11 protein-coding genes and 2 pseudogenes are annotated in these 13,978 nt (G+C 39.4%); 9 read left to right on the forward strand and 4 right to left on the reverse strand.

What is annotated here, in order from left to right; translation table 11 throughout:
* Positions 1 to 38: 38 nt before the first annotated feature.
* Both CAL6303_RS27995 and CAL6303_RS28000 read left to right on the forward strand, forming a co-directional pair.
* Entirely contained in the window at positions 39 to 545 is a 507-nt protein-coding gene (locus CAL6303_RS27995; RefSeq protein ID WP_041741241.1) for a hypothetical protein, read from the forward strand.
* A complete protein-coding gene (locus CAL6303_RS28000; protein ID WP_015173976.1) occupies positions 545 to 1,222 on the forward strand; it encodes a nucleotidyl transferase AbiEii/AbiGii toxin family protein in 678 nt (225 codons plus the stop codon). Before CAL6303_RS27995 ends, CAL6303_RS28000 begins: the two co-directional genes overlap by 1 nt.
* Before the next feature lie 26 nt (positions 1,223 to 1,248).
* On the opposite strand, the gene CAL6303_RS28770 is transcribed toward CAL6303_RS28000, so the two are convergent.
* Positions 1,249 to 2,715, reverse strand: coding sequence for a relaxase/mobilization nuclease domain-containing protein (locus CAL6303_RS28770; RefSeq protein ID WP_015173977.1), 1,467 nt, complete (start codon positions 2,713 to 2,715; stop codon positions 1,249 to 1,251).
* A gap of 698 nt (positions 2,716 to 3,413) precedes the next feature.
* On the opposite strand from CAL6303_RS28770, the gene CAL6303_RS28010 reads away from it, so the two are divergent.
* The 4 genes from CAL6303_RS28010 (at position 3,414) to CAL6303_RS28775 (ending at position 8,534) form a co-directional block, all read left to right on the forward strand.
* A complete protein-coding gene (locus CAL6303_RS28010) occupies positions 3,414 to 3,992 on the forward strand; it encodes a hypothetical protein (protein WP_015173979.1) in 579 nt (192 codons plus the stop codon).
* Positions 3,993 to 4,509: 517 nt separating this feature from the next.
* On the forward strand, positions 4,510 to 5,397 hold the full coding sequence (locus tag CAL6303_RS28015) for an ATP-binding protein (RefSeq protein WP_015173980.1): 888 nt from the start codon (positions 4,510 to 4,512) through the stop codon (positions 5,395 to 5,397).
* A gap of 195 nt (positions 5,398 to 5,592) precedes the next feature.
* Positions 5,593 to 6,582, forward strand: coding sequence for a DUF6753 family protein (locus tag CAL6303_RS28020; RefSeq protein WP_015173981.1), 990 nt, complete (start codon positions 5,593 to 5,595; stop codon positions 6,580 to 6,582).
* Positions 6,583 to 7,061: 479 nt separating this feature from the next.
* The gene (locus tag CAL6303_RS28775) at positions 7,062 to 8,534 is read left to right on the forward strand and encodes a pentapeptide repeat-containing protein (protein ID WP_015173982.1); all 1,473 of its coding nucleotides are present in this window, start codon (positions 7,062 to 7,064) and stop codon (positions 8,532 to 8,534) included.
* 31 nt (positions 8,535 to 8,565) lie between these two features.
* Here CAL6303_RS28775 and CAL6303_RS28030 read toward each other — a convergent pair whose 3' ends face one another.
* Positions 8,566 to 8,991, reverse strand: a complete 426-nt coding sequence (locus CAL6303_RS28030) for a hypothetical protein (protein ID WP_015173983.1) — start codon at positions 8,989 to 8,991, stop codon at positions 8,566 to 8,568.
* Between the two features lie 727 nt (positions 8,992 to 9,718).
* On the opposite strand from CAL6303_RS28030, the gene CAL6303_RS28035 reads away from it, so the two are divergent.
* The 3 genes and pseudogenes from CAL6303_RS28035 to CAL6303_RS28045 all read left to right on the forward strand — a co-directional run.
* A complete protein-coding gene (locus CAL6303_RS28035; protein ID WP_015173984.1) occupies positions 9,719 to 10,099 on the forward strand; it encodes a transposase in 381 nt (126 codons plus the stop codon).
* Between the two features lie 960 nt (positions 10,100 to 11,059).
* A complete protein-coding gene (locus tag CAL6303_RS28040) occupies positions 11,060 to 11,692 on the forward strand; it encodes a recombinase family protein (RefSeq protein WP_041741272.1) in 633 nt (210 codons plus the stop codon).
* Positions 11,693 to 11,708: 16 nt separating this feature from the next.
* Positions 11,709 to 12,797, forward strand: a pseudogene (locus CAL6303_RS28045) (IS481 family transposase); the annotation flags it as partial.
* 158 nt (positions 12,798 to 12,955) lie between these two features.
* Here CAL6303_RS28045 and CAL6303_RS29595 read toward each other — a convergent pair.
* Together CAL6303_RS29595 and CAL6303_RS28050 are read right to left on the reverse strand one after the other, a co-directional pair.
* A pseudogene (locus CAL6303_RS29595) lies at positions 12,956 to 13,304 on the reverse strand (IS1 family transposase); the annotation flags it as partial.
* Between the two features lie 37 nt (positions 13,305 to 13,341).
* Positions 13,342 to 13,815 (reverse strand): hypothetical protein, encoded by a 474-nt coding sequence (locus tag CAL6303_RS28050; protein WP_015173987.1) that lies wholly within the window; start codon positions 13,813 to 13,815, stop codon positions 13,342 to 13,344.
* Between the last annotated feature and the right edge of the window lie 163 nt (positions 13,816 to 13,978).

Below are 13,978 nucleotides of genomic sequence, written 5' to 3' on the forward strand. Positions count from 1 at the left end.
GTAATTACATCTGTCAATATAATCGCGAAGAAAATAATATGTTAAAGCCTCAAGATATTGTTGTTTTACTTAAATTACACAATTTGCGTAGTTCAGAATGGACTTACAATAAGCTGGCTGATAGCCTTTGTATCAGTGCATCTGAGGTACATGCTGCTTTAAAGAGATGTCAGGTTAGTGGTTTGTATGATTCTTACTTAAAAAAAATTAGAAATGCTGCTGTGCTGGAATTTTTAATTCACGGTATTAAATATGTATTTCCTGCTCAACCAGGAGCTATAGGTAGAGGTATGCCCACAGCGCATTCTTCAGAACCTTTAAAAGATTTGGTTATTAGTGACCCCAGCAATACTTATGTATGGGCTTCTCCTAATGGGAATACTAGAGGGCAAACGATTAATCCTCTATATAAATCTGTTCCCGAAGCTGCTAAGAATGACCCAGAACTGTATCAAATGCTTAGTTTGGTTGATGCAGTCAGAGCGGGGCGTGCCCGTGAACAACAAATTGCTTGTCAAGAACTTGAAAAAAGACTGGCAATGTAATGAATCAACAAATAGAAATGTTAGAAAGGGCTGGCAAATTGTTGTCAGCCTTGGACGAACACTTAGTATTTGTAGGTGGTGCGACAATATCGCTTTATCTTGACGATGCTTCTGTTGAAGATGTCCGCACAACAAAAGATGTTGATTGTGTGGTTGAAATTACTTCTCGTGCTGAATACTATAAACTTTCAGATAAATTACGTAAAATTGGGCTTAATGAGGACACGAAAAGTTCTGTAATCTGTCGGTGGTGTTATGAAGACTTAATAATAGATATTATGCCGACAAATGAAGAAATACTCGGCTTTTCAAATTGTTGGTATTTACCAGGAATTAATAAAGCAATATCACACAAGCTTCCAAGCGGACAATCTATTTTGATTTTTACAGTATCTTATCTTCTGGCATCAAAGATTGAAGCATTTAACAGTAGAGGAAGAACCAACCCCTATAGCAGCCCTGATTTGGAAGATATTATACTACTGCTTGATGGATGCCCTTATCTAGAAGATAATTTTCAGGAAACTGACATAGATGTTGTAACTTTTGTGAAGAATTGGTTTAAATCTGAAATCAATTTGCTGAGAGAAATAGCTCCTGCACAGATGCCTTATGCGTCTCGACAATCCGGTCGTGAACCGATACTTTTATCTCTAATTGAAAAACTGGCTCAATAATTGATACCAGCTTCTACCAATTGCGATCACAGTTCAAGCTTGCTTTGCTTTTTGTGTTGACTTCTTTGTTTTTGATGCTCAGAAAGTAACTCCAAATTTGCCCTTACCATCAACTCTTTAACAGTTGAAAGCGTATACTCAATTGGACTGGCATTGATAATTTCTCTAATTTCTGACAACGGTCTTTCCAATTGCAACAACCGTTTGACAATTATATAATCCCGTTCGTCATCGTTTACAAATGGTGTAACTTTTAAACAAATTTGTTGATATATAACTTGCCACTGCTCGTTTTGTTCGACTGCTCCGTCCTTCTCCCCATCTAAAGTATTAGCATCGGCAACACAATAATTCGCGTAAGCATCAGTAACGTCAATAGTGTCCTCTTTATCGGTACTACCAGTAATTCCGTCGTGAGTCAACCCATCACTCTGCTCAAACCCAGTTGCAACACCATAATTTACCGGATTCAACAGCAATTGTTTAATCGCCATATCATCCCTTTGTGCTTGGTAACTCACACCCTTGTGTTTTTGCAAACCGGGAAAAGTATACGCTGCCCCCAAATGGGAACCACTAAAAGCCTGTCCCAAAAAGCTATAACTAATTCCCTTCGACTTGCCATTACGGGTAAACCCGTGACGAACCTCCACCCCTTCCCCCTGCAATCGTTCGATTAACCTTGGCATCGTCAGATAGTTATCTGTGGAACCATCCTCCTTTAAAGCCGTGACGCGATGGTCGCAGACCGGGCAAAGCCCATCGATAATTTCCTGCAACTGCATCTTAACTGGCAGTTCCGGGGGATTATCCCTCAACCCCAAATCGTACTCCCCTTGTTCCCGCTCGATTCTGCGGTGTTGTCCCGTGGTTGCGGTGCGCTCTAATTTCTCGTGACTCCCCCTAACCGACTCCAAATTATAGTCCCGTTCCAACTGCCGAACAATTGCCTCGCTGCGTTTGTAGTCCCAACCATCGTGTACGCACCTGCCATCATCCAAAGAAATCCGACTAGCCACAATATGAATATGGTCGTTTTCTTTATCACCGTGACGGTAAACCACATATTGATTGTTATGAAAATTCATCTCCCGAAGATAGCGATCGCTAATTTCGTTCCACTCCTCGTCCGATAAATATTCTCCTGGAGCCAGGGAAAGGGAAACATGATAAACAGCCCGTTCCACATTCGGGTTTAACTGCCGGGAAAATTTGAACTCAGCAGCCAACTCTCGCGGTTTTTGCCCTAATGCGATCGCAGTATTAGCAGCCTTGGTTAATTGGTTGATGTTATTCCCAATTTTTCCCAGTTCGACGTAAGTTTGGACGGCTATTTTTGTCGTTCGTTTGGGCAAAGGACGTAGTAGGGCATTGCGTCGAAATAATTCCGAGCATGACAATCCCGCTTGGGAGGCTCGCGAATGAATCATTTCAAATTCCACCTCGGACACTCGAATTTGCATTATTTTGGTGCGAACTATTGGACTTGACATAGCTAAACCAAAAATCAAAGTGCGTTTGTCTATGTGTTGTGAATATTTGGATTTTGCGATGTGCAAAGCTTAACGCTCGATTTCTGCCTCGATACCTATCTAAATTAATCCATAGGAGCAGTACACAATACACCATTTGGTACCTGTCTCGATTTACATCTAAACAACGTGTCTCAACTGTGTTTTCATTGGGGGTTTCTTAAGGGGGTATCCCCCTTGAGCCAGCCTGCCCGTACCGAGCGTAAGCGATGGTAAAACGTAAGTTTTAGGGCATGGCTGGCTTCCCACCAAGACACCGGGAGAACGAGAAAGCCCAGAAAAACCGGGACTGTGGGAGAACCAGAGAAATGAGAATACCCAAAACGCGAGGGAGAACTAGGATAACTATTGAGGGTGAAAAACATTGGAGATTTTTATCTTTTTGAGGATGTTGATTGTTGATTTTATGATTTTTTGATTCGTGGGATGTTTTCAAATATTTTAGCCATATTTTTTGAAAAAATCTCAATCCCATTTAATCTCGATCTACGAGACTTCAGTTTTACTCATCAGAAAAAAAATACTACGTCTATAGTTATAAATTTTTCTATTGATTCAAAAATAAAGTAACAATATATTGCAAGACAGTACAAAAATACTTAATTAAGTTAGAACAAAAAAAGGAGATTGAATAATCTTGACCGGGAGTATTTTAGGTGATGTCGGATAGAATTTCTAAATCCAAAATACCAGAGGCGTTAGATGCGCTGAGGGCTTTGGGTGCAAAGGAATTAGATGACGTATCGGCGCGAGATGCTATCAGAAAGATGCGCCGACAAATCGAACGGGTGTTGCGACTGGGCTACACCTACGAAGAAGTGTCAACCACATTAGCTGGGTTGGATATCAATATTAATGGAGAACGAATTAAATATCTGTTGAACGATATCCGCAAGAAAACTCGTAAAAAAACAAAATCATCTAATGGTGATGGGATGGAGAAAAATATAGATAAAAATTGCGATATAAATTCGGATACAAATTCGGCTGAGGTAGATACTCTCCAAAGCTCAGAAATATCAGAAAGTTCTGAAATTAATAAAAGCTTAGAAGTACGAGAAATATCTGTCGCGTCTACCTCACCAACGGCTACAGAAAACAATCAAAAATCATCTCCCGTCGAATCGAATAGGAAAACTTTAAGCACAAAGTCAAATAAAAATCAAAATAATACTCGTGATAACAATACTAATTCCTTCGCCTTCCAGCCTCAATTAATAGATGACGAGGATTTGTAAAATAAATCGATAGACAAGGGAGAGAGCATAGCCAATAAAAGGGAGAGAGTTTGTATAAATAACTAATAGGAGAAGTTACAGGAATAATTAATAGAATAAATTGCCAAAATAATTACAGCACTTCCGGCTATTACACAATGCAGTTTTTCTCCTTGCCCCTTTCCAAGTCAGAGTTTTCAGCTTTGACTGTGTACCCCATAGCTACCGGAAGTGTTGTAACGGGAGAAGTTCTATAAATAGTAAATGAGAGAGCTTATAGAAACCGTAAATGAGAAGAAATTTGTACGGCATTATTAATGAGTCATAAATTGCACTTTCTTTTTAGAACATTCGCTCTGGGCAATAAATTGTAAAACGGGTGCATCCAATGAATGGAAGAAACATAATTATCTAGTGCCAGAAACCCCACTATATAGGTTGTCTAAAAAAGGCTATCTGCCAAAACCGAATGCTCCCTGTAAAACCCTCTTAACGGACAAAAATTTGTAAACCCCCAGCAATAAAGGAGAATTTATCAATGGTTGTAAAAGCAAAGCCAAATACCGATACGCAAGCAAACGACAAACAAACCACTAATAAACAAACCACTAATAAACAAACGAATAATAAACAAACGAATAATAAACAGAATAACAGACCAAATACCCCACAAGAATCTTCCCAACAAACCAAAACAACACAAAAATATAATGGAAGATTAGTATTAGTAACAGGGGATAAGGGAGGCACGGGTAAAAGCGTGATGGCGAGACTTCTTTTAGATATCTACCGCCATAGAAACATCGACTGCATCGCCTACGAATGCGACCAATCCAACCCCCAACTTTACCGACATTACAGCAAACTTTCCCCTGGAGTTCAAACCTTAAAATTAAATCAACGCGGTGGTGCAGATTCCCTACAAGATGATTTAGAGCGTTTTTCCCCCAAAGTTTCCCTGGTGGATTTACCTGCGGGTGCTGCCGAATATTTTGAATCAGTAGCATCCGATATTCATCTTTTCAAAAATGCAGAAATTATGGGGTATCGCATCACAATGGTATCTGTGTTAGGGAGAGTCAAAGATAGCGTCATCCAGTTAAAACGGTTAGTAGATTTTTGTAGCGATCGCGTGGATTATGTGGTGGCTAAAAATCTTTACTGGGGTGAAGATAAAAAATTTATCAGGTACAACGATTCCAAAGTACGGCAAGTTTTATTAAACGAACTTCGTGGGATAGAACTGCTACTACCCGATTTGTACGATAACCTTTTCGACTTTATCGACTCCAAAGATTTAACCTTCCGCGAAGCTTTAGAACATGATGGTTTAACTGTAAGTAATCGATCGCGCATATTTGACTGGGTTGATAAAGCCGAAACTCAATTGGAAACAGCCGCATGGATGCTGGGATTGGATATTTGAGAGCAGGAGTGGGGGAGTGGGAGAAAGTTTGATTTTTTAAATTACTCAGTAGTAAGCGTCAAAACCTTTATTTACGGGAGAAGGCAATAAAAATCGGGTAGCTTTATTTCGCGTTTTTTAACTCCATCCGGTTTTTTACTTGTATACCAGTTCGAGCGGGCAAGTTCAAATATTCCTCTATCTGACATCCTATCTATGCCAACAACCAATAACAAAAACTCAAGACAGGATAAACCGCAACCATCCCATCTCGATAAGCTCCTGGAAAACAAACCACCGGAGTTTCAAGCCAAAGTGCTGAGGTTTGCCCTCGACTCCGAGATGAAGGAAGATGACCCAGCATTTCGATTGGTGCAGTATATCGGCTATTTATCCCAACTCACCGAAACCGCACCCAACGAATGGAAACAATTATTCAAAAAACTCCAGGGAGAACTATCCGAGTGGACGGAACTAACAGCAGAACAACTGGCTTATTCAGCAGACCAAAGCGAAGCTCACGACAACCTGGCTCAAAGTTGCAACAGGCTTGGGATAGCCTTGAACGCCTTAGATTTAACCTCGCAGCAACAGTTGCAGCAATTGACAACCTTGAGCGAAATCTCACCGAGTTTGAGGTACGTCGCACAGGAGATACCGACGCTGAAAAAATTATTGACGAACTTGAACCAAACCCTCTCCCATTCGCAAACATTGACGGTGGAATTATCGCGATCGCAAATAGCCGAATTGAAGCGAGAAATAGCCCTGGAGATAGAGAGCCGGAATTTGACTTCGATGGGGAGAGAGATGTTGGATTTAGCCCAGAACCAGAGAAGGATGATGGGGATGTTGGAACAGTTAACCCAGAAGAAACACCGGAGAATAAACCCTCCAGGGATATTGGCAAGAATTTGGGAAAGGGGAGCGAACGACTGTCGTCGCGCAAGCTTCGCGGTTTTGACTTGGATTTGTAGGTTGGATTGGCAATTTATCTGGGTGGTGGCAATGATATTGGCATTTATTGCCGTACCCGTAGCTGTGGTGATGAGGATGAATGCAGACTACCAACCCGTCACGTCCCTGGAAATTGTGGGTAAGCAAGTTCGGGATACATATATGCAGGTTAATAATGCAAACGTGAAGTTACAGCGAATTGAAAAGCATCTGGGTACTCAGCCAAAATCGAAATCAAAGGAGAAATGAGTTTTGTGATTGAGTGCGATTGGTCGGTTCGGGGACAACAAGGAATTGTTTTTTGAAATTCAGCTTGTTGCCGCTAAACAACTTATTTTCACCAAAACAACAAACCTTCTCACAAATCTAAGTATCAAGTCAAGCAGAAAACAATAATTGTTACACAAAAAAACAGTAAAAATATACTAGTAAGAAAATAAGTTAAGCAATAGCCACTTGGTTTTACTAAAACCTTATAAAACAGGCATTCTGAGAGCCTCTGCCTCGCAGCTTCATTGTGCGGTTGAAGCTTATTGATGAATTACTATTAGTGCTTGCTTGTCAACTAAATTTTAAATAACTTAATTTTATATTCATTAAATTTCATAAAAATAGTATTGACTTTTAGTTTAATATAACAATTTTATTCAATAAATTTTACTGCGTATTTGTGGTAAGCTCTTATTTGATTTGATATAAGTATAGTTTTAGACAGGGAGCAAGGATTGATGGCTACATCACAAAGGAGTTCTAAGCACTTCCCATCCCCTAGCACTAGAAAAAGCTGGTTTCAAATAATAGTAACGCTGTTAATAACCGTTTTCATTGTTGGCGGAATAGGTTGGTTGGAAAAACAGCAGAAAGATGAAAAACAGCAGAAAGATGAAAAACTTACTGAAATCACGACTAAAAATCCTCAAATACGTGAATTCATCGAAGTATATAATCAAAATGAAAAAATCAAAGAAGAAAACAATGAATGTAAGTATAAATTCGATGCATCTGGGTTAATTTGCTTCTTGTCCGATTCCAAGTTATTAGGACAAGTTCAAAATATTGGTGTGCTTTCCGCAGCGATTTTATTTTTCTGGGATACTTTTGATAGGAAGAAACAATTAGAACGTCAAGCTTGGCAGCTAATTGATGGTGCCAAAGGTTCTGAAACAAGTGGCGCAAGAAAACAAGCAATTGAGGATTTATATCAAGAAAAATCTGATATTACAGGACTTGATGCAGATGGTGCAGATTTAAGAGGAATAAGTTTAAGTGGCGCTGACTTAGAAAGAGCAAGTTTTAAAAAAGCCGATTTAAGAAATGCTATTTTAGAAGGTGCTGATTTAAGAGAAGCTAATTTAGAAGGTGCTGATTTAAGGGGTGCAGATTTAAGGGGTGCTAATCTTTGGGGTGCAGATTTGACGGGAGTAGATTTATGTGAAGCTAATTTAGAAGGTACAAATTTTAGTAATACTACTTTGAATAAAGCGGATTTATGCGGAGCTATACTTGGTGAATATAAAGGCAAATATAAAAATAAATTTGAACCTGATAAAACTATCAAAAGTAAATTTACTAATTTTAAAGCAGCTTTTCTTAGAAGAGCAAATATTCAAAGTGTCAATTTGACTGGAGTAGATATTTCGGACGCTTATTTTGGCGGTGCTAGAACAGGTCGGGATTGTGGAAAGGATAAGCCATTAGATATGGGTATACTTCGTACAGCAAAAGACAATTCTTACAAAAAAGCAGAATATGATGAAAATGTTCGCTCCGCTTATCCAGAGGAAAATTTGAAACCTGATACAGGATATGAAGAACAAGAACAAAATACAAAAAATAGAAATGAAAAAATTCAGCAGATAAAAAATAGAATTTTCGTACCGCTTCAGGATAAAAGTAACTCGTCAGATTTATTCGTTTTATTGGATGCTTTGATAGAAATTCTTTCCGAATCAGGTGGAGAATCAAATACTACATCTGAATCACAAGACTTAAGAAATCAAGCAGTAGCCATTAAAGCTGATATTGAAAAATTAGATTATGAGGCTCAACAAATTTTAGATTCTGCACCTTCTAAAAAACAAGAGCTAGATAAGCGGGAGCAAGATGCGCTCGATGAACAACGTAGGGTAGATGAAAAAGGCAGAATTTTGATGGAAAAATTAAAACTGTCACAATCTGAGAAAAAACCAGATGAACAATAGCCCTATATTTATGGCTATTATTCATAAACACTTAATTTATATGGCCACAGTATTGTGGATAATTATCATACAACAAAGAATCTTTTAAACAATATGTTTGTATCAATTCTAATATTTCTCTACATGCTTCATTAGAACATTGTACCTCTCGACAATGCCTTATTTTATTTAGTAAAATTTCTAAATCACTTAGAATATGTTGATATTCATTAACTGGATTCTCACATATTAATGCATATTCTAGTTGTATTGCAGCTATTTGTTCCCATGTTGCTGCCATACGAAGATATTCTTGCTCTTGATTCCGGCAATCATTTTCATATTGCGGATTTTCTATAGCCGAATCAGCACATTTTTGAGCTTCTTGTCTATTAGTATATTCCCTCTGTTTATTAACTACTGATGCATGTCTATAGAGACTAGCTAATTGTTGTAGATTATAAATAGATTCTGACATTTCTTTAACCTTAATAAACTTTAGACTATGAAAGTAAAACGTAGCTAAACTAAAAGAAGCAGATTTACTAGCATTACAAACTGCGATTTATCATGCTTAAAATGTTTAACTGTGAATAATAAATATATAAATTCACATTTGTAATTGCTAATCAGTGAAGCCTATTTTTTAAAAAGTATTTTCGACTTTTTTTATTGATTTTGAGACACCTTAACTTGCAATTAATGTGGTTTCAAAATAGCTTTATTTTCGTTTTAATCGCTTATGATTATAGTTCACCGCACTATTTAACTACTCAGTATATAAAACTGAATTTGTGTAATTAGACAAGCCTTTCTTTTTGCTTTTGCATGATTTTAAAAAAGTTGATAAGGAATAATTAGCGCTCCAAAAATTATTTTCAAAATGATTTTATGGTTTACGTGTATTAAAGTCACTTCCACAGACTAGGAAGAAAAATAAATTTTACTGAAAGCTTTATTTGGCAAGCTTTTCGAGCTTTGCGTGGTCGAGAAAGTAATAGCAATGCTTACTTGGGCGAAGTGGCAAATATAGCACCCAGAAGTGCGTCCCCATCAACACTCGCTTATAAGACTTACGGATTTTATAAACAGAGCGCGTTCTATGTTACTTGGGCTTTTCTGTCTTGTACGCTCGTTCTTATCAAGCAAAAACTTGTCATCTGTGTTACACGCAATTGCGTAAGCCGGATTTCAGGTTGTGACTGATGCTACAAAATAAAAGACAAAAGCAATGCCTTGAACTTTTAGAAAAAATTCGTTGGGGTGGGGTGCCAAAATGTCCCTATTGCGGTTCTACTAATTCCACCAATATCAAGAAAGAAAACAGATATCATTGTAATGACTGTTTTAATTCTTACAGTGTTACTGTGAATACCTTGTTTCACAAGACACATGTGGATTTATCTAAGTGGTTTACCGCTATTAGCTTAGTTCTCAAGTCTCAAAAAAATATTACTGTTCTTGAACTAGCTGCTAAAATTCAAGTCAATAAAAATACGGCATCTTACATGATTACCCGTATTAGTAAAGCAATGTCCTCAGAACCAGAGTTACTTCAGAAACTCTTAGATTGCAACATTTATTAACTTTGTTAAGAGTATTCGGGGGTAAATGAGCAACGGTACAGAAAATTACGCTAAGGCTGAAAGTCTTACAGGACAAGCGTTCTGCAAATCACTTTTTTTGCACCTCAACCATTATGTCCAGCACCAGGCTACTTGTGTCAATTAACCTATACTCTGTTTGGTACATCAAACGAGTACGGTATAGCAAGGGTTTCAGACTCTTAAATTTCAGAACCTTCAATTGGTACAGTTTTTCTTCCTGGTGATTAATTCCTTAACGTAACTTTCTGCACCACTGCTTATTTCACCCCTATTCCAACAAATAAATGATCCAAAATTTGTCATTGCGAGGAGGAACGACGAAGCAATCGCAAGAACTCGGAGATTACGTGATTGCTTCATTCCGCTTCGCTTCATACTCCGAAACGGAGAAGCAAGCTACGCAATGACAATGGGCATTTTATTACTTGGAGTACTCTAACTGCCTAATCTCGTCAAAACCACAAGCCTAACTCGACCCAATCAAATCTGGAGCAAGGATTTTACCTATCTCAACTTCCACGGGCATTGGTACTATTTAGCTACTGTCAAAGACAACTTTACCAAATAAATCAAATCGTCACCACAATGAAGCCCTTGTCACGGTAACTGTAGCGAACTGCAAACATCCGGAGATAAAACTGCAAACAAGGCGATTTTGAAACCACATTAACTGCAAATAAGGGGGGTCTCAAAACCACATTATCTGCAAATGAAACCACATTATTTGCAACCAAACCACATTAACTGCAAACAAACCAGATTATTTGCAAATAAGCTGTAACCCTTATATTCAGGTGTTTTTAGAAAAAGAGTCCCCAAACTGTCCAGAAAATACGAACTTTTTAACCGGACACATATGTACACTATTCGTGGTTTAATTTGAACTATATACGTTCGATTAAATCCCCAAAGCTGTTTAAACCGACAGCCAATATGGCTATGGTTATTTATGCTTATTTGAGAGTATCCACCGACCACCAAGACCTACACAACCAACGACATGGCATTTTAGAATATGCCAACGTACATTCTTTGAGTCCCATTCAGTTTGTAGAGGATACTGTTTCTGGGCGCGAGAAATGGGAGTCGCGGGGCATAGGACTACTACTAACAGAAACTGCGATCGCAACAGACATCATAATTTTCTCAGAAGTCAGTCGAATGGCACGCTCCACCCTACAAGTATTAGAAATGCTGGAGTGCTGCGTGCGTCGAGGAATCAACGTCCATATCGCCAAACAAGGTATGGTGCTTGATGGCTCGATGCAAAGCCGAATTACAGCAACGGTTTTAGGTTTGGCAGCAGAAATTGAGCGGGAATTAATTGTACTGAGAACCACCGAAGCCCTCGCCAAACGCAAAGCCGAAGGGAAAACTTTAGGACGACCCAAAGGACGACAATCGACACATTTAAAACTAGACACTCGTGAAGCAGAAATTCGCAGCTATCTAAACAAAGGTATTAGCAAGCGCTCAATCGCTAAACTGGTCGATTGTTCCCCCTCTACCCTCTACGATTGGTTGGAACGCAAGCATCTCCATTCACGCTCGTCCGTTGGGGCGAAATTATAGGATGCCCAAGAAACAAATACCATCAGAAACGGTAGTAGACCTACGCCGTCGTCTCAACCAACTACCACCGCGCAGTAAAGAACGTCGGCTGCTAGTTGGAGAAATAGCTCACCTGTATGGTGTCTCGTCAGATACGGTGTATCGAGCGTTACGAGATGACATGCAACTTTCGTCAGTGCGTCGTGCCGACCGCGATGTCCCCCGTGTGATTCCCAAAGCCGGACTGGAACGCTACTGTGAAATAATTGCTGCCATTAAGATACGTACCTCAAACCGCAAAGGTCGCCATCTATCTACCGTGCAAGCAATCCGCCTTTTGGAATCCGACGGGATTAATACGAATGATGGTCATGTCACAGCCCCAATAGGACTATTAAAACCAACCACCGTCAATCGTTACCTGAAAAAATGGGGTTACGACCGGAATACCCTAATGCGACAGCCACCTGCCGTTCGCTTTCAAGCCGAATACAGCAATCAATGCTGGCATTTTGACCTCAGCCCCAGCGACCTCAAACACGTCAAAGCACCAGCTTGGGTAGAACCGGGACGGGGACATCCCTTGCTAATGCTTTACAGCGTCGTCGATGACCGCAGTGGCCTTGCATACCAGGAATACCACGGCGTTTACGGTGAAGACGTAGAAGCAGCACTGCGATTTATGTTTGCCGCCATGTCGAAAAAGGCAGAACCCGACTTTCCCTTTGAAGGCATTCCCAAAATGCTCTATATGGACAACGGTCCCATTGCCAAGAGCTTGGTATTTCAAAAAGTGATGGCAGATTTGGGGATTGATGTCCGCACCCATTTACCCAATGGCAAAGATGGACGACGGGTGACGGCTCGTTCCAAAGGTAAGGTGGAACGACCATTTCGCACCGTCAAAGAAATGCACGAAACCCTTTACCACTTGCACGAACCGGAGACCGAAGCCGAGGCTAACGCTTGGTTGATGAAGTTTTTACTGCATTACAACAGTCGTCCCCATCGCAGCGAACCCCATTCCCGGATTGAAGATTGGGTGGAGAACCAGCCCTCGGACGGTATTAGTGGAATGTGTCTATGGGAACGTTTTTGTACTTATGCACATAATGCAAATGCGAGGTTACAGCGAATTGAAAAGTATCTGGGTACCCAGCCAAAATCGAAGTCAAAATCAAAGGAAAAATAAGTTATACCATTTTGAAAAGAGAATTCGACAGTTAGCTTACTCAAAACCTAGACTGAGCAAGTATTTATGGCGTTGCATAAATGCGGGATGAATCAGCTAAACACAGGTATTTCTCTATACTTTAAATAATAGAGTAACAATCGAATCGAATATTTAAGCATATCTACTGATTTGGAATAGCATAATGTTTTTCGATGCAGTCGTCCTAGATAATGACGTAAATGTGTATTCTCACCTTCTACTCTGGTTATATATGTTTTACTGACAATATGGTCTCCTGGATCGATAAAACTTGGGTAAACTTTCCATCCATCCGTGACGTAAAAATAGCACTGCCAACAACAAACTTTCCTCCCACAAAGGTTTAAATGTTTCTGCGCTATGGTCTCCCAATACCCAAGCCAAAATCCCTTGACGGAAGTGATTTACTGCTGTCCACAACTAAATTTTGTTGTCTTGGCAAGAACTGAAATATTGCCTAAAAGTGTATATCTTGCTTATCGATGTTTATGCTAGCGCCTGTTCCTTGAACCAAGTTCACTACTTTTTCTATGAAATTTGTAAAATTTTGTTTGCCCGAAGGTTGAGACTTTATATCGTCCACTAGTTCTGTGACTGCCTGAGTAAGCTCTGGATCTTCCTTGACGACCTTATCTATTTCCCAAACAGCATTGGCAAGTTCGTCATCGCTCTGGATAGCCGTTTGCAGTTCAACTTCAATTGTGTTCATATCTAATGGAAGTTCAGGGGCTTGTTCTATAGCCTTTGCTGCGTTTGGAAGTTTGATGCGAAGTAGCGATAGCAGCTTTTTAGCTTTCTCATGCAGTAGTGGTGATAGTAACTTTTTAAATTTCTCAAAAACCTGTTTCCCAACTTCTGTTGCCGCTCCTTCACCAATTTTCACTAAAAGTAGGCTACCAATTGCGGTAGCTGTCATTGTGGTTGGTTCCATAGAACACATCCTTAATAAATTTATAACTATATTATGAGACTGATTATTGTATTATATAGTACCTAGCTTTTTATGCGTTATGTAAAAAGTGCATTTTCGACTACTTTCCGGGGCAAGACCTCGAAAAAGTTGTAGTTTACCATAAAGCAGATTACAAAAATGA

The organism is Calothrix sp. PCC 6303, assembly GCF_000317435.1.
Taxonomy (GTDB): domain Bacteria; phylum Cyanobacteriota; class Cyanobacteriia; order Cyanobacteriales; family Nostocaceae; genus PCC-6303.

Bases quoted from the DNA above. Each gene is read 5' to 3' on its own strand.
- CAL6303_RS28040 (WP_041741272.1), top strand. From the start codon at position 11,060: ATGGTTATTTATGCTTATTTGAGAGTATCCACCGACCACCAAGACCTA.
- CAL6303_RS28770 (WP_015173977.1), bottom strand. From the start codon at position 2,715: ATGTCAAGTCCAATAGTTCGCACCAAAATAATGCAAATTCGAGTGTCC.
- CAL6303_RS28775 (WP_015173982.1), top strand. From the start codon at position 7,062: ATGGCTACATCACAAAGGAGTTCTAAGCACTTCCCATCCCCTAGCACT.
- CAL6303_RS27995 (WP_041741241.1), top strand. From the start codon at position 39: ATGTTAAAGCCTCAAGATATTGTTGTTTTACTTAAATTACACAATTTG.
- CAL6303_RS28020 (WP_015173981.1), top strand. From the start codon at position 5,593: ATGCCAACAACCAATAACAAAAACTCAAGACAGGATAAACCGCAACCA.
- CAL6303_RS28000 (WP_015173976.1), top strand. From the start codon at position 545: ATGAATCAACAAATAGAAATGTTAGAAAGGGCTGGCAAATTGTTGTCA.
- CAL6303_RS28015 (WP_015173980.1), top strand. From the start codon at position 4,510: ATGGTTGTAAAAGCAAAGCCAAATACCGATACGCAAGCAAACGACAAA.
- CAL6303_RS28050 (WP_015173987.1), bottom strand. From the start codon at position 13,815: ATGGAACCAACCACAATGACAGCTACCGCAATTGGTAGCCTACTTTTA.
- CAL6303_RS28030 (WP_015173983.1), bottom strand. From the start codon at position 8,991: ATGTCAGAATCTATTTATAATCTACAACAATTAGCTAGTCTCTATAGA.
- CAL6303_RS28010 (WP_015173979.1), top strand. From the start codon at position 3,414: ATGTCGGATAGAATTTCTAAATCCAAAATACCAGAGGCGTTAGATGCG.
- CAL6303_RS28035 (WP_015173984.1), top strand. From the start codon at position 9,719: ATGCTACAAAATAAAAGACAAAAGCAATGCCTTGAACTTTTAGAAAAA.